General features: G+C 64.4%; 26 protein-coding genes and 1 tRNA gene. 1 reads left to right on the top strand and 26 read right to left on the bottom strand.

What is annotated here, in order from left to right; all coding sequences use genetic code 11:
- The 26 genes from QZ588_RS01610 to tpiA all read right to left on the bottom strand — a co-directional run.
- Positions 1 to 816: hypothetical protein (locus tag QZ588_RS01610; RefSeq protein WP_295539005.1), on the bottom strand; the 816-nt coding region annotated here is incomplete at its 3' end.
- 3 nt (positions 817 to 819) lie between these two features.
- Entirely contained in the window at positions 820 to 1896 is a 1077-nt protein-coding gene (locus QZ588_RS01605; protein ID WP_295539003.1) for a hypothetical protein, read from the bottom strand.
- 73 nt (positions 1897 to 1969) lie between these two features.
- Positions 1970 to 2560: a PIN domain-containing protein gene (locus tag QZ588_RS01600; protein WP_295539000.1), complete on the bottom strand. Its 591-nt coding sequence runs from the start codon at positions 2558 to 2560 to the stop codon at positions 1970 to 1972.
- Between the two features lie 13 nt (positions 2561 to 2573).
- Positions 2574 to 3026, bottom strand: coding sequence for a helix-turn-helix domain-containing protein (locus tag QZ588_RS01595; protein ID WP_295538999.1), 453 nt, complete (start codon positions 3024 to 3026; stop codon positions 2574 to 2576).
- A gap of 164 nt (positions 3027 to 3190) precedes the next feature.
- Positions 3191 to 4141, bottom strand: a complete 951-nt coding sequence (locus QZ588_RS01590; protein WP_295538996.1) for a hypothetical protein — start codon at positions 4139 to 4141, stop codon at positions 3191 to 3193.
- Between the two features lie 106 nt (positions 4142 to 4247).
- Positions 4248 to 4670, bottom strand: coding sequence for a type II toxin-antitoxin system VapC family toxin (locus QZ588_RS01585; RefSeq protein ID WP_295538994.1), 423 nt, complete (start codon positions 4668 to 4670; stop codon positions 4248 to 4250).
- The gene (locus QZ588_RS01580; RefSeq protein ID WP_295538992.1) at positions 4667 to 4903 is read right to left on the bottom strand and encodes a hypothetical protein; all 237 of its coding nucleotides are present in this window, start codon (positions 4901 to 4903) and stop codon (positions 4667 to 4669) included. Before QZ588_RS01580 ends, QZ588_RS01585 begins: the two co-directional genes overlap by 4 nt.
- Positions 4904 to 4995: 92 nt before the next feature.
- Positions 4996 to 5694 carry a hypothetical protein gene (locus QZ588_RS01575; protein WP_295538990.1) on the bottom strand — a complete coding sequence of 233 codons (699 nt, stop codon included), beginning with the start codon at positions 5692 to 5694 and terminating at the stop codon, positions 4996 to 4998.
- 91 nt (positions 5695 to 5785) lie between these two features.
- A complete protein-coding gene (locus QZ588_RS01570) occupies positions 5786 to 6028 on the bottom strand; it encodes a hypothetical protein (RefSeq protein ID WP_295538987.1) in 243 nt (80 codons plus the stop codon).
- 395 nt (positions 6029 to 6423) lie between these two features.
- A complete protein-coding gene (nuoN, locus tag QZ588_RS01565) occupies positions 6424 to 7872 on the bottom strand; it encodes an NADH-quinone oxidoreductase subunit NuoN (RefSeq protein ID WP_295538985.1) in 1449 nt (482 codons plus the stop codon).
- Positions 7873 to 7885: 13 nt separating this feature from the next.
- On the bottom strand, positions 7886 to 9487 hold the full coding sequence (locus tag QZ588_RS01560; RefSeq protein WP_295538983.1) for an NADH-quinone oxidoreductase subunit M: 1602 nt from the start codon (positions 9485 to 9487) through the stop codon (positions 7886 to 7888).
- Between the two features lie 27 nt (positions 9488 to 9514).
- Positions 9515 to 11509: an NADH-quinone oxidoreductase subunit L gene (gene nuoL / locus QZ588_RS01555; protein ID WP_295538980.1), complete on the bottom strand. Its 1995-nt coding sequence runs from the start codon at positions 11507 to 11509 to the stop codon at positions 9515 to 9517.
- Positions 11510 to 11514: 5 nt separating this feature from the next.
- The gene (gene nuoK / locus QZ588_RS01550; RefSeq protein ID WP_058554643.1) at positions 11515 to 11820 is read right to left on the bottom strand and encodes an NADH-quinone oxidoreductase subunit NuoK; all 306 of its coding nucleotides are present in this window, start codon (positions 11818 to 11820) and stop codon (positions 11515 to 11517) included.
- Positions 11817 to 12485 (bottom strand): NADH-quinone oxidoreductase subunit J, encoded by a 669-nt coding sequence (locus QZ588_RS01545; protein ID WP_295538976.1) that lies wholly within the window; start codon positions 12483 to 12485, stop codon positions 11817 to 11819. Before QZ588_RS01545 ends, nuoK begins: the two co-directional genes overlap by 4 nt.
- A 208-nt stretch (positions 12486 to 12693) precedes the next feature.
- Positions 12694 to 13185, bottom strand: a complete 492-nt coding sequence (nuoI, locus tag QZ588_RS01540; RefSeq protein ID WP_295538973.1) for an NADH-quinone oxidoreductase subunit NuoI — start codon at positions 13183 to 13185, stop codon at positions 12694 to 12696.
- 119 nt (positions 13186 to 13304) lie between these two features.
- Entirely contained in the window at positions 13305 to 14339 is a 1035-nt protein-coding gene (gene nuoH, locus QZ588_RS01535) for an NADH-quinone oxidoreductase subunit NuoH (RefSeq protein ID WP_295538970.1), read from the bottom strand.
- Positions 14336 to 16777, bottom strand: a complete 2442-nt coding sequence (nuoG, locus tag QZ588_RS01530; protein ID WP_295538968.1) for an NADH-quinone oxidoreductase subunit NuoG — start codon at positions 16775 to 16777, stop codon at positions 14336 to 14338. The genes nuoH and nuoG overlap by 4 nt, the downstream gene beginning before the upstream one ends.
- A 284-nt stretch (positions 16778 to 17061) precedes the next feature.
- The gene (nuoF, locus tag QZ588_RS01525; protein WP_295538965.1) at positions 17062 to 18351 is read right to left on the bottom strand and encodes an NADH-quinone oxidoreductase subunit NuoF; all 1290 of its coding nucleotides are present in this window, start codon (positions 18349 to 18351) and stop codon (positions 17062 to 17064) included.
- Between the two features lie 63 nt (positions 18352 to 18414).
- Positions 18415 to 18942, bottom strand: coding sequence for an NADH-quinone oxidoreductase subunit NuoE (nuoE, locus tag QZ588_RS01520; protein WP_295538964.1), 528 nt, complete (start codon positions 18940 to 18942; stop codon positions 18415 to 18417).
- Positions 18942 to 20201, bottom strand: coding sequence for an NADH-quinone oxidoreductase subunit D (locus QZ588_RS01515; RefSeq protein ID WP_295538961.1), 1260 nt, complete (start codon positions 20199 to 20201; stop codon positions 18942 to 18944). Before QZ588_RS01515 ends, nuoE begins: the two co-directional genes overlap by 1 nt.
- On the bottom strand, positions 20194 to 20964 hold the full coding sequence (locus tag QZ588_RS01510) for an NADH-quinone oxidoreductase subunit C (protein WP_295538960.1): 771 nt from the start codon (positions 20962 to 20964) through the stop codon (positions 20194 to 20196). Before QZ588_RS01510 ends, QZ588_RS01515 begins: the two co-directional genes overlap by 8 nt.
- A 25-nt stretch (positions 20965 to 20989) precedes the next feature.
- On the bottom strand, positions 20990 to 21466 hold the full coding sequence (locus QZ588_RS01505; protein ID WP_295538957.1) for an NADH-quinone oxidoreductase subunit B family protein: 477 nt from the start codon (positions 21464 to 21466) through the stop codon (positions 20990 to 20992).
- Between the two features lie 63 nt (positions 21467 to 21529).
- Positions 21530 to 21886 carry an NADH-quinone oxidoreductase subunit A gene (locus tag QZ588_RS01500; RefSeq protein WP_295538954.1) on the bottom strand — a complete coding sequence of 119 codons (357 nt, stop codon included), beginning with the start codon at positions 21884 to 21886 and terminating at the stop codon, positions 21530 to 21532.
- A gap of 376 nt (positions 21887 to 22262) precedes the next feature.
- A tRNA-Leu gene (locus QZ588_RS01495) sits at positions 22263 to 22347 on the bottom strand.
- A gap of 45 nt (positions 22348 to 22392) precedes the next feature.
- Positions 22393 to 22854, bottom strand: a complete 462-nt coding sequence (gene secG / locus QZ588_RS01490; protein WP_295538952.1) for a preprotein translocase subunit SecG — start codon at positions 22852 to 22854, stop codon at positions 22393 to 22395.
- A gap of 41 nt (positions 22855 to 22895) precedes the next feature.
- Positions 22896 to 23657 (bottom strand): triose-phosphate isomerase, encoded by a 762-nt coding sequence (tpiA, locus tag QZ588_RS01485; RefSeq protein ID WP_295538950.1) that lies wholly within the window; start codon positions 23655 to 23657, stop codon positions 22896 to 22898.
- A 113-nt stretch (positions 23658 to 23770) separates the two neighbouring features.
- Here tpiA and smpB point away from each other — a divergent pair, with 113 nt between their 5' ends.
- Positions 23771 to 24253: an SsrA-binding protein SmpB gene (gene smpB, locus QZ588_RS01480; RefSeq protein WP_295538947.1), complete on the top strand. Its 483-nt coding sequence runs from the start codon at positions 23771 to 23773 to the stop codon at positions 24251 to 24253.
- Positions 24254 to 24329: the final 76 nt, after the last annotated feature.

Raw genomic sequence — 24329 nt, 5'->3', positions numbered from 1 at the left:
CCCCTTGCCGCGGTCGAAGTCACCGCCCACGGCCATCCCGGCACGGCCAACCTCGTCGCTACCTGCCATCAGCAGCATGCGCAGGGTCAACGGCTCGGTCGCGAGGAGGTCCCCCTGCACCACCAGCTTGAGCCCGAAGGTTCGGTTGGTCACCGCGACGGGGCAATCCTCGATGCGGACGCCGATCCCAGGCATCGCAGCCGATTTGCCTGAGGCCATCCGCAGGCTGATGACCGGCATCGCCAGATCCTGCAGGCTGAAGCCGCCGTGATGGAAGCTCAAGCCACCGCCGGCCTTGAGCACCCCGAGGCCGGTGGGAAAGATGAAGTCCAGATGTGTGTGATAGCCAAGCTCGGCGCCAGACACCCGGACGGTTCCTGCGGCGGTGATGGACGGCAGCGCCGAGACTGCGGCGCTCACGGTCAGGTCGGTCGCACCCTCGATCTGGTGCGCAAGCTCCACCCCCATCTCGAAGCGCATCGCATCGACGAGGAAGTAGGCGACGCGCCCGCCCATGGTCTCGACCACATCGGGATACACCTGGGTCTGATGCAGCGTGCTCGGCACCTGCCAGCCAGCCGCTTCCAGGGCATCGGAGAAACCCTCGGCCATGGCCCTCAACAACTGCTCGTGGGCATCGCGCACCACACCCAGGGCCTGCTCGGCCTCCGGCTCCTCGTCCATGTGGGCGACCCAGGTCTCCAGACGCCGTTGCAGACCATCTGCCGTGTGCCAGCCATCGTCTCTGGTGTAAGCGGCGAACCACTTGGCGGGGTCCTTACCCGTCTTGGACAGCTCCGGCCCGATGCGCTCCACCGCTTATCCCAGCTCGGCCATCAGCCGACAGGCCTCCCATTGGGGCTGGCGCCGGACATCCCGATCGACCCAGAAGCCGTGCTCCCGACCCCCGACGACATCGAGGGCCGTCGGATACCGTTTCTTGGCAACCAGGCGCGCGGCATGCTGCAACAATCGGTCTTCTTCGAAGCGAAAGGTATCCACCGCACCCAAGTACACCGGGTCCAGATTCGCACCCGCCAGACCAAGGTTCTGCTCGACCTGATCCGCCAGCGCGATGTAGGCGTCCGGATGACGTGACCTCAAACTCTGGGCGACGTCGCGAACGCGCGCGAGCTGCTCCTTGGTCTCCGCCGTCGGCACCATGCCGATCGACTGCGGCGGGTCACAGGACAGGTCATCCCGAAACTCGTTGACCAGGACATAGCGGGCCGTCTTGTTACGCGCATCGTCCAGGCTCGTGTCGCCCGGCAGCTTCAGCCCCACGCGGGCGTCGAGCAGCTTCAACAGCTCTGGAATGGCTGCCTTCTCTGCGATGGCCGCATCCTTCTCCTTCGATGCAAGCCACGTGATGATGAGCTGCTCGCCCTGAACGCCACCGAACAGGGTATGCAGCACCGACGCGACCTTGCCTGCCGAGCCCTGTTCGAGAAAGGACACGATGTCGTCGTAGGTCACCGACGCTGGGCGCAGCATCTCATCGATCTGACCGTCGGTGAAGCGCTGCCGGAGCACGTTCTGCACGAGACGACGCAGCTGGGGCTCATAACAGTCGCCCCCCATTTCCAGCTCCATCCGCACTGAGCCTGCCCGATCCCGCTGGACGCCTGGAAGGTACAGGACCACGGGCTCCGGCTTATGTGCGGACACGATGGGCTCCACCGCCACTCGCAGGGCAAACAGGCTGCCGCGGTGGCGCGCAAGGAATACCGACCGCCCGGCGATGGTCGTTCGGGGCAGCGGATCAGCGTCTTCCACCGCCAGTTCCTGCTCGAAGAACGGTCGAAACTCGTTGCGCGGATCGTAGAAGACCACGATCGAGCGCTTGCGTACCCGTTGTTCGAGGTGCTGGGCTAGATAGTCGTGGAATGGATGCATCGGCAGGTCGTGGCTCGGGTCGGCGAGGAATCTGGGACGGGCGCGAGGGCGCCCGCTCAGCGGCCGCCGGCCATCAGATCAAATCCAGTCGCGCGTTCAGGAAGTCCGCCACACCCGGCAACTCCTGACGGCGCAGCACCGAAACGAAGCCCTCCGGGTCCAGCGGCGGTCGCCGCAACGCCTGACGCTGCGCCTTAGCGACGCGCTCCAGCACCTGCGGCTCCAGGTCCGCCAGATCCAGGATGAAGTCATCCGGATGGATGGCGAGGATCTCGTACTCGCCGAGGACGGTGCTGGGGAGGTCTTTCATGTTCAGCGTGATGATCGCCGCCGCGCCGGCTCGGATCGCCGCCGCGCCGGCTCGGATCGCCGCCGCGAGCACGTGACGATCCTTCTCATCCGGCAGTTCCAGCTCCTGAACGATGTGCTCATAGCCTGTGATCAGACAATCCGGCACGGCCGCGTTGATCTGCTCCGCGACGGCCTCGAGCTTGCCGGGCTCGATGTCCGGACGCTTCGCGTACAGGCTGTTGATCCATTCCGAGTGGATCGCCTCCGTCCAGCGCGCCCGGAACCGGCGCGTTTGCGCCAGGCGTACCAGCAGGTCCCGCAGCGGCGCCGGGTAGAAGATGCAGGCGTCGTAGATGACCTTGAAGTTGGCCAATCGGCATCCCTGGTCAGTACCCGAGACCGAGCTCTTGCGCGCTCTGGGTCAGCGCATCCGCCGACGCGCGGCTCTGCGCGTCCATCTGCTCCATGTAGGCCATCAGATCCTGATACCTGATACGGCGGTGACGACCCACCTTCGTGAAAGGGATCTTGCCGGTTTCGAGCAGCTTCACCAGGAAGGGACGCGACACATTGAGCAAATCGGCCGCTTGCTGCGTCGTCAGCGTATGCCCGATGGGTACCACCGAGACCGCGTTGCCCTGGGCCATCTGGTTGAGGATGTCCGCCAGCAACGGGATCACGGACACCGGGACGACGAACTTCTCGTCGCTATCGAACACGCAGAGCTGTGCCTGATCGTCTTTGCCGATGATGGCGGCGAGCTTGCGGCTGCTCTCCGCGGCGAGGAGCGCTTCCTCGTCGCTGGGCGGGCTCGGGTGTCGGGCGTAGACGTGGGACATGGTCGATTGGGCTCCTGTGTTCACTGTTTGACGTCTTGTTGTTATCCAGCAGACAGTCCAATCATAGCTTTATTCGAAATATTCGAAATCGTTATCATGTATCATCAAAGAGATTTCGATCGATTACGAAAATGGAGACTGAACGGCTTCAGGCGCCATGCCGATCAACCCAGATCGCTCAGTCGGTACCGCGTCCCGCGGCCAGCACCACTCTTGGCGACCGACCCGTCCGCGGGCAGCGCAGCGATCGCGGCGTTCCACTGCGCATCGCTGAGACCCGTAGCGGCTCGGACGTCGGCCTTGCTCGCACCGTCGACTGTGGCTTCGATGGCTTGCTTGATGGAATCCATCACGGCGGGATCGGGGGCCGCCGATGCCCCGGAGCGCTGGCGGCCCGTTGTGCTTCGCGGGCGGCGCGCTGGCCCGCAGCCCGATCCGCGGCGTCCGCCGCCTCGGCCTGTGGCCGGCGGCGGGGCGTCGAGCAGGCTCTGGAGGGCATCCTTCACCGCGGCGGAGGTGCGCTCGGCGACGAGCTGGTCGATCTCCGCCTGCGGGACCTTCACCGGCTGCCATTTGCCGTCGTCGTCCTCTTCCCAGAAGACGTTCTCCAAGTCGTGGGCGATGGCCAGGCTGCGGTCTTTCGCGCACTTGGGGATGACCCGCTCAGGCCAAAGGTGCATGGTGAGGTGCGCCCAGTCGTACTTGCCCTCGCAGAGCGCGTCCCAGGTTTTCTTCAGCTCCTTCTGCCAGGGCTTGTGCTGCGGCACGAGTCGCCAGAGCGGGGCGAAGTTGATGATGACGCCGTCGTCCAGGTCGGGGTTCCAGAGCGGCACCACGCGCTTCACCTCGGCGAGGAAGGCGCGCAGCTCTTCGACCAGCGCCTCTTGCGCGGCAAGTTCCTTGCGTTGGGCGGCAGTCGCGCCGGCGCGCAGCTCCACGGTCAGCGCCCCGAGGCGCCGCTCCTCGTGGGCGAGCTTGGGTGCGACGAAGTCGTTCTGGACGCGGAAAAACGTGTCCTTGGTGAAGACATGGATGTAGAGCCAGGCCGAGTAATCGACCGACGCCGTCGCCAGCTGCCAGTAGATCGGCGCTTTGCGGCGGCTCTTCGAGTACATTTTGATATGAAGCGGGAAGAAGTCCCTCGCGAGCCAGTCGCGAAGGTTCTGGGGCCCTTGCCCCGCCCCCTGGGTTGCAGTAGGTCCTTCTCCACCAGGAGCCAGTTCACACATCGGGGCCGCGAGTGGTCTCGAGCACAACGACGGGGTGATCCAGCTGAAGCCGCTCCGCGAGCCGGCGAATACCTCGATCCAGGGTCACCAGCCCCTGCCCGCTGCCGGCAAGCGCCAGATGCAGGGCGTCGGCGACGTCCATGCCCGTCTCGTACCAGCGCAAGGCCACCGCAACCTGCGTCGCTTGCTCGACCCGAACATTGGGAAGGCCTGCCACGTGTCGCAGCCGTTCGGCGACCGTTGCGCGGTCCAACGCATAGCCGCGCTTGGAGCCCATGACCCAGGCGGCCTCCAGCACCACGGTCGGCAGTAGCAGGCACTCGTTGTCACGCAGGAAATCGGTCGCCAAACGGGTCTGCTCGGTGTCGTCCTTGAGGGCGTAGCGGAGGACGATATTGGTATCGAGGGCGATCACCGATGCTCCCCCGCCTCCCAATCCACCGCCTCGCGCATCGCCTCCAGGCTCAGAGGCTTGCCCTGATAGACCGATGGCGTCTCCGGGTCCTCGATACTGGTCTCTGAAAAAACCGCTGCATCGCCCCGCACCTGACCCCTGGCCAGCAGAAAATCGACAAACTCGGATAGGAGCCGTAGCCGGGCAGGATCGAGCCGTTGGGCCTTTTCGACAATCTCTTCAACGTCGGTCATTGTGACAGCCTCCGGGTCGTCGACTGTTTGCGCGCTTCGGGCTCGGGGTTCAGTCTGCCTAATCTCGCACCCTGCACCCTGCACCCTGGACCCTACTGAATCAACACCTTCTTGCCGGCGCCGATGAGCTCCAGACACTGCTCCTTCAGCCCATCTAAGGCCTGATCGAGCTGCTCCTCGGTCTCGACGCCCCCGGAAAAGTAGCTGGCGGCCGAGACCTTCACGACGCGGTTGCCGTCCAGCAGGCGCAGCAGTTCCTCGACGGCCTTGTTGCGGCGTACGGCGCTGGCATCCGCATCCGCACGCAGCTGCGGGATGGAGGGTGACTTAGCGGGCGCGGCGGTATAGTTGGCGAGGAGTTCGGCAATGCGATGACGTTGGTCGTCGTCGATCTGCTCCCAGCCCGGGGTCGCGTAGAGCTGCTCCAGTGCCGCCTCGTAGGCCCGGCTGCGGGCCTCGACGGCCGCCGTGAGCCGCGCGGCGTAGGCGTCTTCCAGCGCTTTAGTGTGCTGGTCGATCGCGGGCAGCTCGCGGAAGAAGGTCTCGCGGGCGATCAGGTCCCCGAGGGCGTTGGCGTGCTCGCGGTCGGCGTCGGTGACATCGGGCTCGCCTTCGAGGAAGGGCCAGGTTTGATCGAGCGCGGCGCGCGCGATGGTCGCGACGCGGCGCAGGGCCGACAGGCGTTCCGGCGCCAGTGTGCCCAGGGCGCGCCAAGCGCCCTTGAACTCGTCGATCTCGGCGACGAAGGCAAGTATCTCCGGGGTGATCTGCAAAGTGGATGCCTGGATCATCACCCACTTTTACACGCAAAAACAAACATTTATCAACCGACCGCACCCGATTCTGCACCCATTGACATCCAATCTCGGGAGGGCGTGAGGCTCACCGCTGCCAGTAGGCCATGTGTCCCTCGGGAAGCAGGGCCTGTTGCGCCTGGGCCGCCTCGACCGCCGCGTGACCGTGCTCGGCGCTGACGCGAAGCAGCAGCGCCCTCCCCGCCCGCCTGTCCTCGGGCGACGGACGCTTCATGGGGCGCCATGCCTCGGACACGTCTTCCAGCAACGAAGTCCGGTCTACCGCCACGTCATCACGCGCCGAGCCACCTTCTCGTTCGTGATCTCGCATGGTCATCGCTCTCCTCGGGAGGTTTTCCGGTCCCCTGGATGCCAGAGCCCGGTCCTTGATCCGTGGATCAGCGTTCTCTACCACCGGCGATCCTGGCTCGCCTCGGCGCCGGAGCCTTCCGCGCCACGTCCGGCGCTGATGGACGCTCGATCTGCGGCAGCTTCTCGACGAGTCCGCAGCGTTGCTTGTTGTGCTCGGCGAGCGAGGCGATCAGCTCATGCCCGAGGCCAACCTCGGACGTGACGCGAGGGCTCGCGGCATTGCGCAGCCAGGCCGACAGCGTGGTGCAGCCCCCGCATCAAGCTGCTCCGCCGCCTCGCCGTCATAGAATAAGGGGGTGGCGCGCAGGATCGTTTGCGGGGGCGCTGGCCATGGCCTTTGTCGCGGCGACGGTTTCAGCCGGTGAAGGCCGCCTCACAGAGTGCCAGCAGCGTCGCCGGAAACATGCCGAGCACCAGCATCGAGAGGCCATTGACGCTCACCGCAATGCGGGCGTCGCGCGCGCCGTCGACGGCGGCATCCAGCTCGGGCTTGTCGAAGTAGATCATCTTGACCACGCGCAGATAGTAGAACGCGCCGACGATGGAGAACGTCACCGCCACGATAGCGAGCCAAACGAGCCCGATGTCGATGACCGCCTGGAGCACCAGCAGCTTCGCCATGAAGCCCACCAGTGGCGGTACTCCGGCCATGGAGAACATCACCAAGGTCATCATCGCCGCCAGCCAGGCATCGCGCTCACCAAGACCCTTGAGGTCATCGAGATTCTCGGCCTCGAAGCCCTGGTGGGAGATCATCACGAGCACCCCAAAGGCCCCGGCCGACATCAGCGCATACACCACAGCGTAGAACATGGCCGCGGCATAGCCGTCCGGCGTACCGGCCAGTAGCCCCAGAAAGATGAATCCCACGTGCGAGATGGTGGAATAGCCGAGCATCCGCTTGATATTGCTCTGGGCGATGGCGACGACATTGCCGATGGCCAGGGACAACACCGACAACATCACCAGAATCTCGGACCATTCGCTGGCCAGGCCCGGCAGCCCGTCCACCAGGATGCGCACCGCCATGGCGAAGGCCGCCACCTTGGGCGCGCTGGACAGAAAGAGCGCCACAGGCGTCGGTGCCCCCTGGTAGACATCCGGAATCCACATGTGGAACGGCACGGCGCCAAACTTAAAGGCGACACCGATGATCACGAATACCAGCCCGAAGACCAGGATGCGATTCTCCATGCCCTGCGTGGCCACGGCTTCGGCCACAGCTGCAAACCCGAGCGCCCCGGTCGCGCCATACAGCATCGAGATCCCATAGAGCAGCATGCCGGAACCGAGCGCCCCGAGCACGAAATACTTCATCGCCGCCTCGGCCCCGGTGCTCGAATCCCGGTTGAAGGCGACCAGCGCATACAGACAGAGCGCCAGCAGTTCCAGGCCCAGATACATCACCAGGAAGCCGTTGGCAGAGATCATGATCAGGATACCGAGCAATGCAAACAGCATCAGCACATGGAACTCGCCAACCCACAGGCTGCGCTCGCGCATGTAGCGCGCCGAGTACGCGAAGGCGAGCGCGGTCACCACCAACACCACACCCTTGAGCAGATCGCTCATCGGGTCGCGCACGAAGGCTTCGCCAAACGCATGGGTTGGCGTCGGCCCCCAAGCAAAGCCGACGATGCCGACGACGGCGATGGCGACGCCCAGGCCGGCAAAACTGATGAGCTGATTGACGTCCTTACGCGCCTCCGGCAAGTAGAGGTCCGCGATCAGCACCGCGCAGGCCGTGATCAGCACCACCAGCTCCGGCAGGAGGGTAAAGAGGTCGATGGCTTGAAAGTTCATCGGCGATTTCCTGTCAGTCGGTCCGTGGCAGCAACTGCGCCAGATTCGCCGGCTCGCCGACGGCTTGGGGCACGGCCTGTACGCGAATGGCAGCCCTCTCGGGCAGCTTGCTCACCTGTATGTGGTCTACCAAATGCTGGATGGACGGCTCCATTACATCCACCAGCGGCTTGGGCCAGAGACCAATGGCGAGTGTCGCAACGGCAAGCGCACCCAGATTCAGCGTCTCGCGACGATCCAGATCTTTCAGGACCGCCACCTGTGCGTTGCCCACGGGTCCAAATACGACACGCTTCACCATCCAGAGGGTGAAGGCGGCCGCCAGAATCAGCGTCGTCGCCGCCAGCAGCGCGTACCAGAAGTCGGCCCGGAAGCTCGCGAGAATGACCATGAACTCCCCGACAAACCCCGAGGTGCCCGGTAGCCCGGCGTTGGCCATGGCGAAAAAGACCATAAAGGCCCCAAACCAGGGCATGGTATTGATGACACCGCCGTAGTCTGCGATCTTCCGGGAATGCATGCGGTCATACAGCACGCCGACGCAGAGGAACAGGGCGCCCGAGATAAAGCCGTGGGAAATCATCTGCACCATGCCGCCGGCAATGCCCATGGCGGCACCATCGGCGCTGCCGGTGTGGCGAACGATGCTGAATACGACAAAGAAGCCCAGGGTCACGAAGCCCATGTGCGCAATGGACGAGTAGGCGATGAGCTTTTTCATATCGTCCTGCACCAGCGCCACGAAGCCAATGTAGACCACGGCGATGAGGGATAAGGCGATGATCAGCCAGTCCAGTGATGCACTCGCGTCCGGCGTGACCGGCAAGCTGAAGCGCAGAAATCCATAGCCGCCGATCTTGAGCATGATCGCCGCCAGGATCACCGAGCCACCGGTGGGCGCCTCCACGTGCGCATCCGGCAGCCAGGTGTGCACGGGAAACATGGGTACCTTCACCGCAAAGGCGATGAGGAAGGCCAGGAAGATGAGCACCTGCGCCGTCATGCCGAGCTGCAGGCCGTGGAAGTCCGGGATGCTGAAGCTATCGGCCTGGAAGTACATGTAGATGAGCGCCACCAGCATGAACACCGAGCCGAAGAAGGTGTAAAGAAAGAACTTGATGGTGGCATAGACCCGGTTCGGCCCACCCCAGACCCCGATGATGATGAACATCGGGATCAGCATCGCCTCCCAGAAGAAATAGAACAGGATCGCATCCAGCGCGGAGAAGACACCCACCATGATCCCCGTCATGATCAGGAAGGCGCCCATGTAGTAGGAGGGCCGATAGGTGATCACCTCCCAACCGGCGATGATCACAAAAATGGTCACGAACGTGGTAAGCAGAATCAGCGGCATGGAAATACCGTCGACACCGAGGTAGTACTCGACGCTGATTGCCGGAATCCACTGTCCACGCTCGACGAATTGCATCGCCGCGGTGCCCGGCTCGAACAGCAGCCACAGCGGCAGGCTCGCGACGAAGGTCGCCACGGCGACGGCGAGGGCCATCCGCTTCGTCAGCTCAGCGTTCTTGTCGCCATTGGCGATCACCGCGAGGCCGCCGATGATGGGCAGCCAAATGACCAGTGACAGCCAGGGGAATTGGGGCAACATCCGGGTGTAACTCCTTGCTCGTTATGCTCAGAAGGCGACGAAGAGTGTCAGCAGCGCTACCAGGCCCACGATCATTGCGATGGCGTAGTGATACAGATAGCCGGTCTGGAGGTGGCGCATGACATCCGCCAGGTAGCCGACGACACGGGCCGAGCCATTGACCACGGCGCCGTCGATGAAGGTCCGGTCGCCGGCTTGCCACAGGAAACGGCCGAGATCGAGACCACCGCCGGCGAAGATTTTCTGATTGAAATCGTCGAAGCCGTATTTGTCCTGGAGCAACCGGGTTACCCAGCCGCCCTTGGCTTGCAGTTCGGTGTCGATGTTCGGATTGCTCTTGTGCATCACGAGCCACACCGCCGTCGCCAGCACCAGCCCGCCCATGGACAGCCAGAACGGCAGCGCACCCATGCCGTGCAGAATGAAAGCGATCTGGCCGTGCCAGTGCTCCGCGAGGTGGTGGAGGGAATCGTGCTCGGGCTTGACATAGATGGCATCGCCGAGCCAGTTGTTGACCAGCAGCGGCTCGACGGTCATCCAGCCGAGGGCGACGGATGGCACGGCGAGTGCGATCAGGGGGATGGTGACCACCCAGGGCGTTTCGTGCAGGTGCGAGCGGGTGTGCTCATCCATGCGCGGCGCGCCGTGGAAGACCAGGTAGTACATGCGGAAGCTGTAGAGCACGGTGATGAAAGCGCCGACGGTGAGCAGCAGCCAGGCGAGCCCGGCGCCGAAGATGTGGGCATCGCCGACGGCCTCGATGATGGCGTCCTTGGAGAAGAAGCCGGAAAAGCCCGGAAAGGCGATCAGCGCCAGGGAGCCGATCAGTGCCGTGGCCCAGGTGATGGGCATGTACTTGCGCAGCCCGCCCATGTTGCGCATGTCCTGGTCGTGGTGCATGGCAATGATCACCGAGCCCGCCGCCAGGAACAATAACGCCTTGAAAAAGGCGTGGGTCATGAGATGGAAGATGCCGGCGGCGTAGGCGGATGCGCCGAGCGCCGCGGTCATGTAGCCCAACTGCGATAGCGTCGAGTAGGCTACCACCCGCTTGATGTCGTTCTGCACCAGGCCGATGAGCCCCATGAAGAACGCGGTGGCGGCCCCCACCAGCAACACGAAGGAAAGCGCCGTGGCGGAGAGCTCGAACAGTGGCGACATCCGCGCCACCATGAAGATGCCGGCGGTCACCATGGTGGCGGCATGGATGAGCGCTGAGATCGGCGTCGGACCCTCCATGCTGTCGGGCAGCCAGACATGCAGCGGCACCTGCGCCGACTTGCCCATTGCGCCGATGAATAGCAGGATGCAGACCAGCGTCATCAAAGAAACGCCGCCGAAGACGGCCACTTCCGCGTCCGCCAGCGCCGGTGCCTTCGCGAACACCTCGGCGTAGTCCATGGAGCCGAAGTACATGCCAATGGCGGCGATGCCAAGGATGAAGCCGAAATCGCCGACCCGGTTCACCAGGAAGGCCTTGAGGTTGGCGAAAATGGCCGACTCGCGGACCGACCAGAAGCCGATCAGCAGGTAGGAGACGAGCCCGACCGCCTCCCAGCCGAAGAACAACTGCATGAAGTTGTTCGACATCACCAGCATCAGCATGGAGAAGGTGAACAGCGAGATGTATGCGAAGAAGCGCTGGTAGCTGTTACGGCCGGTGAGCGCGCCCTCAGGCCAGTTGTGCGCATCGTCCGCCATGTAGCCGATGGTGTAGACATGCACCATCAGCGATACGAAGGTCACCGTGGCCATCATCAGCGCCGTGAGCCGGTCCACCAGGAAACCGACCTCGAAGCGCATGCCATCGGACACCAGCCAGGTGTAGACGGCGCCGTTGAAGGTCTGGGCGTCCCCCCAGATGAAGCGCGCCAGCACCCACAACGACAGTACGGCTGAGACGCCGACGCCGGCGATGGTCGCCCGATGCGACCAAACCCGGCCGATGCGGCCGCCGAAGAAGCCGGCGACGATGGCGCCCGCGAGGGGCGCCAGCACGATCATGAGGTAAATGAGCTTCATCGCCGTCAGCCCTTCAGCAGGTCGAGGTCATCGACGTTGATGGTGCCACGGGCACGGAACAGCACCACCAGGATCGCGAGACCAATGGCGGCCTCGGCGGCGGCGACGGTGAGAATGAAGAAGACGAAGATCTGGCCAGCGCCGTCCTGCAGGAAATGCGAGAAGGCGACGAAGTTCATGTTCACCGCCAGCAGCATCAGCTCGATGCACATGAGCAGCACGATCACATTCTTGCGGTTCAAGAAGATGCCGGCCACCGAGATGGAGAAGAGCACGGCGCCGAGCAGCAAATAATCCGAGAGTGCGATCATGTGGCCATCTCCTTGTCCTCGTCGTTGTTGGTCTTGGGATCATCGCCGACTGACGGTCGCGGGATCTGCTCCGCCGGCATCGACACCATGCGAATGCGATCGGGCCCCTTGCGCACCTTCACCTGCACGCCCGGATCCAGATACTTGGTATCCGGACGTCGCCGCAGCGTCAGCCGGATGGCCGCCACGATGGCCACCAACAGGATGATCGCAGCGATCTCGAACTGATACAGGTAAACGGTGTACAGGTTCAGGCCCAGTTCTTCGGTGTTACTGAAGCCCGCCGGCTTCGGTGCCGGCTTGGGGAATACGTCGGGACCGAAGCTCGACGGCCCCAGCACCATGAAAAGGTTGAACACCATGAGTGCGGCGATGACCAGCCCCAACGGCAAGTGCTTGATGAATTGGGCGCGCATCGCCGCGATGTCGACGTCCAGCATCATGACAACGAACAGGAAGAGCACCATGACGGCGCCCACGTAGACCAGGACCAGTGCGATCCCAAGGAACTCGGCCTCGATGAGCAGCCACAACGCCGCGCTGCTGGCGAAGGCGAGCACCAGATAGAGCACCGCATGCACTGGATTACGCCGGGTCACGACCATCCCCGCTGCGAATACGGTTATGGCCGCGAACACGTAGAAGAGGAATTTCTCGAAACCCATGGGATATCCATTGCTGGGCCCGGGCGATCATCCATGATCACATCCGGACGGAGATAACGCTCGACAGCGACGTCGCTGACAATGGGGCTGTCGTGAGTGCGCGCCGGGCTAATCTGTGCTGCATTGGTGCGCAGCGTCAGCGGCTGCGCACCGGGGGATGTGCTGTGATCCGCGCCGCTGCGCCCCGGATCACCGCCCGCAATCGCGCTCAGCGATAGGGCGCATCGGCGGCGCGTGCCGCGGCGATCTCAGCCTCGTAGGTGTCCCCGACGGCGAGGAGCTTGTCCTTGGTCATAATATTCTCGCCGCGATTTTCGAAGTGATATTCGTAGATACCGGTCTCGACGATGGAGTCCACAGGACACGACTCCTCGCAGAAGCCACAGTAGATACACTTGAATAGATCGATATCATACCGCGTCGTACGGCGCGAGCCGTCGGCGCGTGGCTCCGCTTCGATGGTGATGGCGAGCGCTGGGCAAGTGGCCTCGCAGAGCTTGCAGGCGATGCACCGCTCCTCACCGTTGGGATAGCGGCGCAGCGCATGCAGACCGCGAAATCGCGGTGACATGGGCGCCTTTTCCTCCGGATACTGGACGGTAAACTTGCGCTTGAAGAGATAACGACCCGTAAGCCCCATGCCACGGAGCAGTTCCGTCAGCAGCAGGCTATCGACGTATCGGCGTGCGGTGTCGAGCATTGTGTTGCGTTATGAGTATCGGGTGACGGGGGCCGGGCGACGTCAGCGTCGGTCGAGGGGGCAGTGTTCCTGGCAGCAAGCATCGATTGCTGCCCGGCAGCCTGCCCCCTCGCGCCGCCTTAGCCCCACCACGGCGGCAGGCCCACCAGAACTGCCAGGGCGACCACCAGAATCCAGACGATCGTGATGGGGATGAATACCTTCCAGCCGAGGCGCATGATCTGATCGTAGCGGTAGCGCGGAAAGGTCGCCCGCAGCCACAAGAAGACGAACATGAAAAAGAAGGTCTTCAGCACCAGCCAGACGATACCGGGCACCCAGTCTGTGGCCGGGCCGAGCACCGGAATACCCTGCAGCGGCGATAGCCAGCCGCCGAAGAACAGCAGCGTCGTCAGCATGGCGATCAGCACCATGTTGGCGTACTCGGCGAGGAAGAAGATCGCGAAGGCCATGCCGGAGTACTCGACATGGAAACCGGCGACGATTTCGGACTCACCCTCGGCGACGTCGAAGGGGGCGCGGTTGGTCTCGGCGACCCCTGAAATGAAGTAGACGCCGAACAGCGGCAGCAGCGGCAGCCAAAACCAGGTCAGGAAGCTACCGGATTGGGCCTCGACGATGGCGCTCAGATTCAGACTGCCGGCCGCCACCAGAACGCCCACCAGCGCAAAGCCCATGGCGATCTCGTAGGCGACGATCTGCGCCGCCGCACGCATCGCCCCGAGCAAGGCGTACTTGGAGTTGGATGCCCAGCCGGCGATGATCACCCCGTAGACGCCCAGCGAAGTCAGCGCCAGCACGTACAGCAGCCCGGCGTTGATATCCGCCAGCACCACGCCGGCGTCGAAGGGCACGACGGCCCAGGCCGCCAGCGCCGGCACGATGGAGATCAGGGGCGCCAGCAGGAACAGGCCCTTGTTGGCCTTGCTCGGGACGATGATCTCCTTCACCAGTAGTTTCAGTGCGTCGGCGATGGGCTGCAGCAGTCCGCGCCAACCGACGCGGTTCGGGCCGATGCGCACCTGGATGTAGCCGATGACCTTGCGCTCGGCGTAGGTGTAGTAGGCCACCACACCGAGCAGTGGCAGGACGATTACGAGCGTTGCGACGATGCTCTGCAGCGGTAGTGGCAGCGCGTTCCACAGATCCGTCATGCCGGTTGCTCCCCGAGTGTCTGAGTGGCGGCGAGGCGCGACGACTCCGCTTTGGTCACCGCCAGCGGACCTGTTGCGGGACCGAGCACTTCGCTGCCGGGCACCGCCGACGGGAGCCGGGCCGCCCCCGGCGCCAGGGCATCGTCGATGACCACCGGCACCATCGTGCGACACTCACCCTGTGACACTTCGGCGGTGTCACCATCGGCGAGGCCGAGACGGGCGGCGGCCTCGGGGTGCAGATGCAGGGCCAACGGCTCGGCGAGCGGCGTATGCTGCAGCGCCGGCGCCGCCCGCACCATCTGATCCACGGCGTAAATGGGCACATTGCCCACCCGCATCAGACCCTCGGGCGCCGGTAGCGGTTGCTGCAGACCGTAGTCACCGCGGCGGGCGTTGTCCAGCAGGAGGCCACCACCCTGATCGCGGGCGCACAGCGCGGCCAGCTCGTCGTGTATCTGCTTGCCGCTGTTATAGGTAAAGCCGTCCAGTTCCAGGATGTTGCCCAGCACCCGCAGCACTTTCCAGCCGGGGCGGGCGTCACCCGCCGGCGCCACCGCACCCTGGAAACGCTGCCAGCGCCCTTCGGCGTTGACGAAGGTGCCCGAGGTCTCGGCGAAGGCGGCGATGGGCAGCAGGATGTCGCAGGCTGCTTCCAGGTCCGGCGTGCGGAAGGCCGTGCAGCCGATGACGTGCTCGGCCGCCGCCAGCGCGTCGCGGGCGCGCGACGGATCCACCAGGTCATGCGCCGGTGACAAGCCCCAGAGCACATAGGTCTGACGCGGCTCGGTGAGCATCGCAAGCGCATCGAGCCCGGACGCTTCCAGCGCCTGCGCGCCGGGCCCCAGGTGCGGCGCGGCACCGGCGATGGCGGTGCCGACGCTGTTGGCCGCCACCGGCAGGAAGCCGATACGGCAACCGGTGGCGTCGGCCACCAGGTAGGCGAGCGCCTTCACGAGTGTGTAGTCGGGATCCGCTTCGGCCAGGGCGCCCAGCAGCACCAGGCCGCGACCCTGCTGACCGGCGCTCCGGAGCTCGTCGGCGAGTTGCGCTTCGGCTTGACCCGGCTGCGCGGCGGCGATCAGCGCAGCCGCCGCGCCGTCGGCGCTGATGGACAGCGCACGGGCCACGGCGGCCAAGCGGGCGCTCAGACGGCCGGGCGCCGCCGTTAGTTGCCGCGCCGGGTGAGTCAGCTGTAGCTCATAGGGGTTCAGCACGGTGACGGCCGCATTATCAAGGGCCGCCTTGCGCAGGCGGTGCGCCAGCAGTGGCTGCTCTTGACGAATATCGCTGCCCACCAGGAGAACGGTTTGTTGCTGCTCCAGCTCGGCGATGGGCAGACCGAGCCAGGGTACAACGGGATCGGTGCGGTCGCCGCGGAAGTCCTGCCGGCGCAATCTGGTGTCGATGTGGCGCCCGCCGAGGCCACGCAACAGGCGCTGTGCCAGGTAGGCCTCCTCCAGGGTGGCACTGGGCGCCATCAACCAGCCGATCTGGTCGGGGTCGGACCCGCGCAGCGCGGCCGCCACCAAGTGCAGGGCTTCCTGCCAGTCCAGCGCTTCCCAGGTACCATCGGGACGTTTACGCCGTGGCTCGGTCAGGCGGCTGTCGCTGGCCAAAGCCTCGTAACTGAATCGGTCCCGGTCGGAAATCCAGGTCTCATTGACCGCTTCGTTGTCCCTGGGATGCACGCGCATCACCTGTCCATCGCGGATGTGCAGGACCACGTTGGCACCCACGGCGTCGTGCGGCGCGATACTCGCCTCGGACGTCAGCTCCCAGGCGCGGGCGGTGAACCGATAGGGCTTGGAGGTCAGGGCCCCCACCGGGCAGAGGTCGATGATGTTGCCGGAGAGCTCATGCGCCACCGTGTGTCCCACGAAGGTGCCGATGCGCATGTCCTCGCCGCGGCCCGTGGCCCCCAGCTCACGGACACCGGCGATCTCCGCGCCGAAACGCACGCAACGGGTGCAATGAATGCAGCGGGTCATTTCGGTGGCGATCAGGGGACCCAGGTCTTCGTCCTTGACCACGCGCTTGCGCTCGGAGAAGCGTGACACATCTTCGCCGTAGCCCATGGAGACGTCCTGCAGCTCGCACTCGCCGCCCTGATCGCAGATGGGGCAGTCGAGCGGATGATTGATGAGCAGGAATTCCATGGTGCCGCGCTGGGCGTCCAGGGCCTTCGGCGAGCGCGTCTGCACTTTCATGCCGGCGGTCACCGGCGTGGCGCAGGCGGGCACGGGCTTGGGGAAGGGTCGGCCGCCGGCCTCCGCCTCCACCAGGCACATGCGGCAGTTGGCGGCGATGGAGAGCTTCTCGTGGTAGCAGAAGCGCGGAATCGGGATGCCCTCGCGATCGGCCACCGCGATGATCATCTCGCCGGCGGCCGCCTCGCAGGTCCGGCCGTCGATGTCGATGCTGATCTGCTCCGCCATGATGGTCTGCTTCCGCTCCGTTGCCCGCGGGGGGCTGCTGTTGGTGGTCCCCCGTCCCGCGGGATTCGTCTGTGGGGCCGCTCGGGGGATCTGCCCCATCGTCATCGATCGGTGCCGATTGCGCCACCGCCGCGTCCGATCCACTCCCGAGGCTGATGTCGCAAGCCATGCCCGGACGATGCTGAGCGCGGGGCGGCCTTTTGATGACTCATATCGTTATTGTGACCGAAACCCTGTCAACGCTTGCTCGCGGCACCGCCGGGCGCGTGTGTCCAGGCGCCGTGCTAGGCCGCCTGCACCAGCGGCTTGCCGTGCTCGATGAGGTGCTCGAACTCGTGCCGGTAGTGCTTGAGGAAGCTCTGCACCGGCATGGCCGCCGCGTCGCCCAGGGCACAGATGGTGCGCCCGCCGATGCGTCCGGCGACGTTGTCCAGTAGATCCAGGTCGGACGGCCGACCCTGACCGTGCAGGATGCGCTCGAGCACCCGCTCGAGCCAGCCCGTGCCCTCGCGACAGGGCGTGCACTGCCCACAGGACTCGTGTGCATAGAAATGTGCCAGATTCGCAAGCACCTTCACCATACAGGTGCCCTCGGCGATGATGATGACAGCCCCCGAGCCCAGCATGGAGCCGGCCTTGGCGATGGAGTCGTAGTCCATGTCGGTCTCCATCATGACGTCGCCGGGCACCACGGGCACCGACGAGCCGCCCGGAATCACCGCTTTCAGTTTGCGTCCGCCGCTGACGCCACCGGCGAGCGCCAGCAGGTCCCGGAAGGGTGTACCCAGCGGCACCTCCGCATTGCAGGGCTTGTTGACGTGTCCGGTCACCGAGAACAGCTTCGGGCCGCCGTTGTTGGGTCGGCCCTGCTCCAGGAACCACTGACCGCCCTTCTCGAGGATCACGGGCACGGAGGCCAGAGACTCGGTGTTGTTGATGGTGGTGGGCTTGCCGTAGAGACCTGCCTGGGCCGGAAACGGCGGCTTGAACCGTGGCTGGCCCTTTTTGCCCTCCAGGGATTCCAGCAGTGCCGTCTCCTCGCCGCAGATGTAGGCGCCGGAGCCGAGGTGGGTGTAGAGGTCGAAGTCGATGCCGGAGCCCCGCAGATCCTTGCCGAGCAAGCCGGCCTGGTAAGCCTCCAGCAGGGCTTCGTCGAAACGGTCGATGGGCTCGTAGAACTCGCCACGGATGTAGTTGTAGCCGACGGTGGCGCCGATGCAATAGCCGGCGATGGCCATGCCTTCGATGAGCTGGTGCGGGTTGTAGCGCATGATGTCGCGGTCCTTGCAGGTACCGGGCTCGCCTTCGTCGGAGTTGCAGACGATGTATTTCTGCCCCGGCTCGTTACGGGGCATGAAGCTCCACTTCAGACCCGTTGGGAAGCCGGCGCCACCGCGCCCGCGCAGCCCTGAGTGCTTGATCTCTTCGATCAGCGACTCGGGCGAGGGCTTCTCGCGCAGGATGCGCTCCCACTGCACATAGCCGCCGATGCTGCGATAGGCCTTCAGCGTGTGGCGGATCTTGGGCCGCAAGCGCATGGTGCGGAAGCAGACGGTGTCTTGGTTGTCGACCATGGCAAATCTTGACTGTGCGTTTGTTCAGTGTCGACCGCGACGGCACAGATGTGCGTATGGCGATCAGTCCAGTTTCGAGATGATCTTGTCGATGCCGTCACGCGTCACGCACTCGTGGTATTCCTGGTCCACCATGATCACGGGCGCATGGCGGCAGGCACCGAGGCACTCGAACTCCTTGAGCGTGAAGCGACCGTCTTTAGAGGTCTCGCCCGGCGCGACGCCGTGGCGCTTCTCAACGTGCTCGAGCAAAGCCTCGGCGCCGCCGAGCATGCACGAGATGCTGTTACAAACACAGATCTTGTGACGCCCCACCGGCTCCAGGTCATACATGGCATAGAAGGTGGCCACCTCGTAGACGGCTACCTCCGGCATGTCCAGGTAGGCAGCCACCTGGTCCATCAGGTCCCGGGTGAGCCAACCCCCATGATGCTCCTGCACCAGGGTCAATGCAGGCATCACCGCGGATTGTTTCCATTCCGACGGATACTTCGCGACATGCCTGTCGATTTCGTCCCGCAGCTCACGGGTCAGCAGCGTGCTCTTGTCCACGTCGTGGACGACGGCCAGCGGTGCGGTGCGAAAGCTCATCAGCGGTCGATCTCCCCGAAAACGATGTCCATGGTGCCAATGATGGCCACGACGTCCGCCAGCATGTGCCCCTTCGACATCTCGTCCATGGCGGCGAGATGCGGGAAGCCGGGCGCACGGACCTTCAGGCGATAGGGTTTGTTGGCGCCATCGGAGACGATGTAACAACCGAACTCCCCTTTCGGCGCCTCCACCGCGGCATAGGCCTCGCCCGGCGGCGGGCAGTAGCCCTCGGTGAAGAGCTTGAAGTGGTGGATCAGGGCTTCCATGTCATCCTTCATATCCACCCGGCTCGGCGGCGTGACCTTATGGTCGTCCACCATCACCGGGCCGGGGTTGGCGCGCAGCCAGTCGATGCACTGCTTGATGATTCGGTTCGATTGACGCATCTCTTCGATGCGCACCAAGTAGCGGTCGTAGCAGTCACCGTTCTGTCCCACCGGGATGTCGAAATCCACATCGGCATAGGCCGCATAGGGTTGCTTTTTACGCAGGTCCCAGGCAATGCCCGAGCCGCGTAGCATGGGACCAGTGAACCCCAGGTTGAGTGCCCGCTCCGGGCTGACGACACCGATCCCAACGGTGCGCTGCTTCCAGATGCGGTTGTCGGTCAGCAGGGTCTCATACTCGTCCACCAGCGCCGGGAAACGCTCGCTGAAGTCCTCGACGAAGTTCAACAGCGAGCCGCTGCGGGGCGCGTTCAGCTTGCGCACGGCATGCTTGCCATGCCACTTGGTGCTGGAATCGGGGAAGCGCGGCATCTGCGCCGGCAGATCACGATAGACGCCACCGGGACGGTAGTAAGTGGCATGCATCCGCGCCCCTGAGACCGCTTCATAGCAGTCCATCAGGTCTTCACGCTCGCGGAAGCAATACAGAAAGACACTCATGGCACCAACGTCGAGCGCGTGCGCCCCGAGCCACATCAGGTGGTTCAGGATGCGCGTGATCTCATCGAACATGGTGCGGATGTATTGGGCCCGGATCGGCGCCTCGATACCAAGCAGCTTTTCGATGGCACGCACGTATCCGTGCTCGTTGCACATCATGGACACGTAGTCCAGCCGATCCATGTAGCCGATGCTCTGGTTGAACGGCTTGGACTCGGCGAGTTTCTCGGTACCGCGGTGCAGCAGCCCGATGTGTGGGTCGGCGCGGTCGATCACCTCGCCGTCCATCTCGAGCACGAGGCGCAGCACGCCGTGGGCCGCGGGATGCTGAGGCCCGAAATTCAGTGTGTAGTTGCGAATCTCAGGCATCGGCGGTGCCTCCAGTCTCCGGCTTCACCGCCGCGTTGGTCGCGGCCTTGGCCTCGCGCGCAGCGCGTGCCTGCTCTTCGGTGAGGTAGCGACTGTCGTTGCGGATCACCTTTGGCACCAGCACCCGGGGTGGGATCTCCACCGGCTCATAGATCACCCGTGTCTGCTCTGGGTCGTACCGCATGGCCACGTGCCCGCTGAGCGGGAAGTCCTTGCGAAAGGGGTAGCCGACGAAGCCATAGTCGGTCAGGATCCGGCGCAAATCCGGGTGGCCGCGGAACAGGATTCCGAAGAGGTCGAACGCCTCACGCTCGAACCAGTCGGCAACGCGCCAAACCTCGACCACCGAATCCACCATTGGCAACTGACCGCCTGCGTAGATCTTGAGTCGCAACCGGCGGTTGTACGCCAGCGAAAGCAAATGGTAAACCACAGCAAAGCGCTTCGGGTCGTCGTCATCGAGCTCAAGGTCCCGATCGACGCCGCGCCCGAATCCCGTGGTGCTCGCCTCTTCGGTGGCCCACTCGGACTTGCCATAGGCGGCGTAATCGATGCCGCAAAGATCGATGAGCTGCTCGAAGCGCAGCGCCGTGTCATCCCGAAGCTCGGTGCACACGCGCTTGCTCTCGGATGCGGGGACGGTGAGGGTCAGCTCGCCGTGGGCAGAGCAGAGCTCGAAACCGTCGCTCTGCCAGCGGCTTTGCAGCACGTGCGCAAGGGCGTCGAGACGCGCGTCACCGGTGGAAGCGATGGTGTCAGACATAGCAGTGGAATCGCCGATGCACGCGTCAGCGCGCAATGGTGTTGGTGCGTCGAATCTTGTTCTGAAGCTGCAGCACGCCGTAGAGCAGGGCCTCCGCCGTCGGCGGGCAACCGGGGACATAGACATCGACGGGCACGATCCGATCGCAGCCGCGGACGACTGCATACGAGTAATGGTAATACCCGCCGCCGTTGGCACATGAGCCCATCGAGATCACCCACCGAGGCTCGGCCATCTGATCGTAGACACGGCGAAGGGCGGGTGCCATTTTGTTGACCAACGTCCCGGCGACGATCATCACGTCGCTCTGCCGCGGGCTGGGCCGGAAGAGGATCCCGAAGCGGTCCAGGTCGTAGCGCGCGGCGCCGGCGTGCATCATCTCGACCGCACAACAGGCGAGGCCGAATGTCATGGGCCACAGCGAGCCGGTGCGGGCCCAGTTGATCAGCTTGTCGGCGGTTGTGGTGACGACGCCCTCGTCGAGCACGCCTTCAATGCCCATGGTGACCTCCTCCGCGTCGAGGCAAGGTTTGCGGCCGGGAAACCGGGCGACGCCGTAAGCGGGTTACTCCCATTCCAAAGCACCCTTTTGCCACTCGTAGATGAAGCCGACCACTAGTATCCCCAGAAAGACGGACATGGCGACGAAGCCGGCCATGCCAAGGTCTTGGAGCACAACCGCCCAAGGAAAAAGGAACGCGATCTCCAGGTCGAAGATGATGAAAAGGATGGCGACCAGGTAGTATCGGACGTCGAACTTCATGCGAGCATGCTCGAAGGCGTCGAAACCACACTCGTAGGGTGAATCCTTGGCCTGATCCGGGCGACGCGGTCCTAGCATCGCACCCAGCACCCGCGGCACGAAGCCGACCAGGAGTGCGATGAGAATGAAAATCAGGATATGGAGATAGTCGTCCAGCACGCGCCGCTTACTCGGTGGTTAGTTGTCGTGTTGGCGCCGGGCTGCACAACACCCGGGGCGATGGCGCAGCACCGCCGCTCACCTGCTCTGGACAAAGCCATCCCCTCCGGGCATCCGTGGGGCGGATTGCCTGTGGTAGGCAGGATCGGGTGCTGCCCGTGGACCGTCGTCGGTCAGGATACGATCGATGTCGAAACGGCGCCAACCATCGAGCGATCTTAGCCGCCGTGCGCGCCTGAGTCTAGTGCAGAGGCCACTGGGTGTCAAGCTGGCCACACGCCTAGAAGTTATTGTCTTTCAAGGGGTTGGCAAGATACCCCCGGAGTGCGGTCCATGCTGTCGAATGCTGTGGGTCTCCAGTGGAGACCCAATAAAATGGTGCCGACGGCCGGACTCGAACCGGCACGGCTTGCGCCACTGCCCCCTCAAGACAGCGTGTCTACCAATTCCACCACGTCGGCAATGTTTAGGACGCGGAGCTGTGGATGCCCCGTCGTCGGTTCGTCTCAATTGTCGCCCGCCCCCGAGCCCGCACCGGCGGCGGGAACCGGCGGCAAGTCCGCGGCGTCGTCTTGCGGCGCGAGCGCCGGTGATTGCGGCACATCGACAGGCGGCAGATCGCTCTGCGCAGATGTTGCGGCAGGTGCGACCGTCGTCGGCTCATCCGTCGCGACCGGCGCACCCGTGGTCATTGGCACGGGCACTTCGACGCCGTCCATGAGTCCCCGGGGCTCCCCAACCTGTGCTGCGAAGTAGGCGAGCGCCATACTGGTCAGGAAAAACGCAGTGGCCATCACCGCCGTCGTTCGCGTCAGAAACGACGCGGAGCCCTGGGAGCCGAACACCGTGGCCGAGGCACCGCTACCAAATGCCGCTCCGGCATCCGCACCCTTGCCGTGCTGGATCAGGATCAACCCGATCAGCCCGAGGGCGAGCACCAGATGCAATACGGTCAGGATCAGCTGCATGGTCTTGGGCGACTCGTGTCGGTTGATCAGACGGCGAGCACTCAGGCGCTGTCTTCGCCGGCCTGGCAAATCGCGACGAAGTCTGCGGCCTTGAGCGATGCTCCGCCAATGAGGCCACCGTCGATGTCGGGCTGCGCGATCAGCTCGACGGCGTTTCCGGGCTTCATGCTGCCGCCGTACAGCAGTCTCAAGCCTGCGGCGATCTCTTGATTCTTGCTGGCGATCCGCCCACGCACGAAGGCATGCACTTCTTGTGCTTGATCTGGCGTTGCCGTAACGCCGGTCCCGATTGCCCACACCGGCTCATAGGCCACGATGCCGGCACCAAAGGCCTCGACCCCGGAGCTGTTCAGCACCGCATCGATGTGCCGGGCGACCACCTCCTCGGTTCGTCCGCTCTCACGCTCTTCCAGGGTCTCCCCGATGCAGAGGATCGGCACGATCCCGCCGGCCACCGCGCGTGCGTATTTGCTGGCCACCAGCGCGTCGTCCTCGCCGTTGAGCTGGCGCCGCTCGGAATGGCCGACGATGGCATACCGGCAGGCAAAATCCTTCAGCATGGCGGCGGACACCTGACCGGTGTAAGCGCCGCCGGCCTGCGCCGAGACATCCTGGGCGCCCCAGGCGATGGCACTGTCGGCGAGTAGTTCCTCCGCCAGATACAAGTAAGGGAACGACGGGCACACGGCGACGTCGACCCGCTGCATACCGGCTACGCCGGCTTTGATGCCGTTCAGCAGCTGCGTGGCCTCAGCCTTGCTGCCGTTCATCTTCCAGTTGCCAGCAATCAGGGGCCGTCGCATCGGTAAACTCCTGCCGAAAAGCCGCTAAGTATAGCCGGGTGAGAAGCACCACGCAATCATGAGGCGGCGCGTCGCGCTTCCCCACCCCCGGTCGCATAGCTTACACTGCCAGTATGGCTAAGGGAAAAAAGAAACGATCCGCCGCCGGCGGCAACACCATCGCCCTCAACAAGAAGGCCGGCCACGAATACCACATCGAGCAGCGGCTCGAATGTGGCCTCGCCCTGGAGGGGTGGGAGGTCAAGGGGATGCGCGCCGGCCGTGTCCAGCTCAAAGAAAGCTATGTCAAGATCCTGCACGGCGAGGCCTTCCTCATCGGCACCCACATCTCGCCCCTCGCCTCCGCCTCCACGCATGTGACGCCGGATCCCACGCGCACCCGCAAGCTGCTGCTGCACAAGGGCGAGCTGAACCGCCTCATCGGCCAGACCGAGCGCGCCGGCTACACGCTGGTGCCCACGGCGCTGTACTGGAAGCGCGGTCGCGCCAAGCTCGAGATCGGCCTCGCCAAAGGCAAGAAGCTCCACGACAAGCGCGCCACGGAGAAAGACCGCGACTGGCAGCGGGAGAAGGAGCGGCTCTTCAAGCAGGGCTGAGCCGGGGCGGTTTGCCGCCGCAGCACACGCCAACCGCCGGGACGTCCCGCCGACGCCGCCTCGGCACTGGATGGCG

It is taken from the genome of uncultured Thiohalocapsa sp. (genome assembly GCF_913062725.1).
In the GTDB taxonomy this organism is placed as follows: Bacteria; Pseudomonadota; Gammaproteobacteria; order Chromatiales; family Chromatiaceae; genus Thiohalocapsa.
This window is presented reverse-complemented; position numbering and strand designations above follow the sequence as displayed.

What these genes read in the sequence shown, in the direction of transcription:
- nuoI (WP_295538973.1), bottom strand. Translation starts at nt 13,185, where the DNA reads ATGCTCGACACCGCACGCCGATACGTCGATAGCCTGCTGCTGACGGAA.
- nuoE (WP_295538964.1), bottom strand. Translation starts at nt 18,942, where the DNA reads ATGAGCTTTCGCACCGCACCGCTGGCCGTCGTCCACGACGTGGACAAG.
- QZ588_RS01590 (WP_295538996.1), bottom strand. Translation starts at nt 4,141, where the DNA reads ATGTACTCGAAGAGCCGCCGCAAAGCGCCGATCTACTGGCAGCTGGCG.
- QZ588_RS01545 (WP_295538976.1), bottom strand. Translation starts at nt 12,485, where the DNA reads ATGGGTTTCGAGAAATTCCTCTTCTACGTGTTCGCGGCCATAACCGTA.
- secG (WP_295538952.1), bottom strand. Translation starts at nt 22,854, where the DNA reads ATGCAGCTGATCCTGACCGTATTGCATCTGGTGCTCGCCCTCGGGCTG.
- nuoF (WP_295538965.1), bottom strand. Translation starts at nt 18,351, where the DNA reads ATGGTCGACAACCAAGACACCGTCTGCTTCCGCACCATGCGCTTGCGG.
- nuoL (WP_295538980.1), bottom strand. Translation starts at nt 11,509, where the DNA reads ATGAAGCTCATTTACCTCATGATCGTGCTGGCGCCCCTCGCGGGCGCC.
- QZ588_RS01510 (WP_295538960.1), bottom strand. Translation starts at nt 20,964, where the DNA reads ATGTCTGACACCATCGCTTCCACCGGTGACGCGCGTCTCGACGCCCTT.
- QZ588_RS01505 (WP_295538957.1), bottom strand. Translation starts at nt 21,466, where the DNA reads ATGGGCATTGAAGGCGTGCTCGACGAGGGCGTCGTCACCACAACCGCC.
- QZ588_RS01575 (WP_295538990.1), bottom strand. Translation starts at nt 5,694, where the DNA reads ATGATCCAGGCATCCACTTTGCAGATCACCCCGGAGATACTTGCCTTC.
- QZ588_RS01605 (WP_295539003.1), bottom strand. Translation starts at nt 1,896, where the DNA reads ATGCATCCATTCCACGACTATCTAGCCCAGCACCTCGAACAACGGGTA.
- nuoK (WP_058554643.1), bottom strand. Translation starts at nt 11,820, where the DNA reads ATGATCGCACTCTCGGATTATTTGCTGCTCGGCGCCGTGCTCTTCTCC.
- QZ588_RS01515 (WP_295538961.1), bottom strand. Translation starts at nt 20,201, where the DNA reads ATGCCTGAGATTCGCAACTACACACTGAATTTCGGGCCTCAGCATCCC.
- QZ588_RS01560 (WP_295538983.1), bottom strand. Translation starts at nt 9,487, where the DNA reads ATGTTGCCCCAATTCCCCTGGCTGTCACTGGTCATTTGGCTGCCCATC.
- QZ588_RS01580 (WP_295538992.1), bottom strand. Translation starts at nt 4,903, where the DNA reads ATGACCGACGTTGAAGAGATTGTCGAAAAGGCCCAACGGCTCGATCCT.
- nuoH (WP_295538970.1), bottom strand. Translation starts at nt 14,339, where the DNA reads ATGACGGATCTGTGGAACGCGCTGCCACTACCGCTGCAGAGCATCGTC.
- nuoG (WP_295538968.1), bottom strand. Translation starts at nt 16,777, where the DNA reads ATGGCGGAGCAGATCAGCATCGACATCGACGGCCGGACCTGCGAGGCG.
- QZ588_RS01570 (WP_295538987.1), bottom strand. Translation starts at nt 6,028, where the DNA reads ATGCGAGATCACGAACGAGAAGGTGGCTCGGCGCGTGATGACGTGGCG.
- QZ588_RS01595 (WP_295538999.1), bottom strand. Translation starts at nt 3,026, where the DNA reads ATGTCCCACGTCTACGCCCGACACCCGAGCCCGCCCAGCGACGAGGAA.
- tpiA (WP_295538950.1), bottom strand. Translation starts at nt 23,657, where the DNA reads ATGCGACGGCCCCTGATTGCTGGCAACTGGAAGATGAACGGCAGCAAG.
- smpB (WP_295538947.1), top strand. Translation starts at nt 23,771, where the DNA reads ATGGCTAAGGGAAAAAAGAAACGATCCGCCGCCGGCGGCAACACCATC.
- nuoN (WP_295538985.1), bottom strand. Translation starts at nt 7,872, where the DNA reads ATGAACTTTCAAGCCATCGACCTCTTTACCCTCCTGCCGGAGCTGGTG.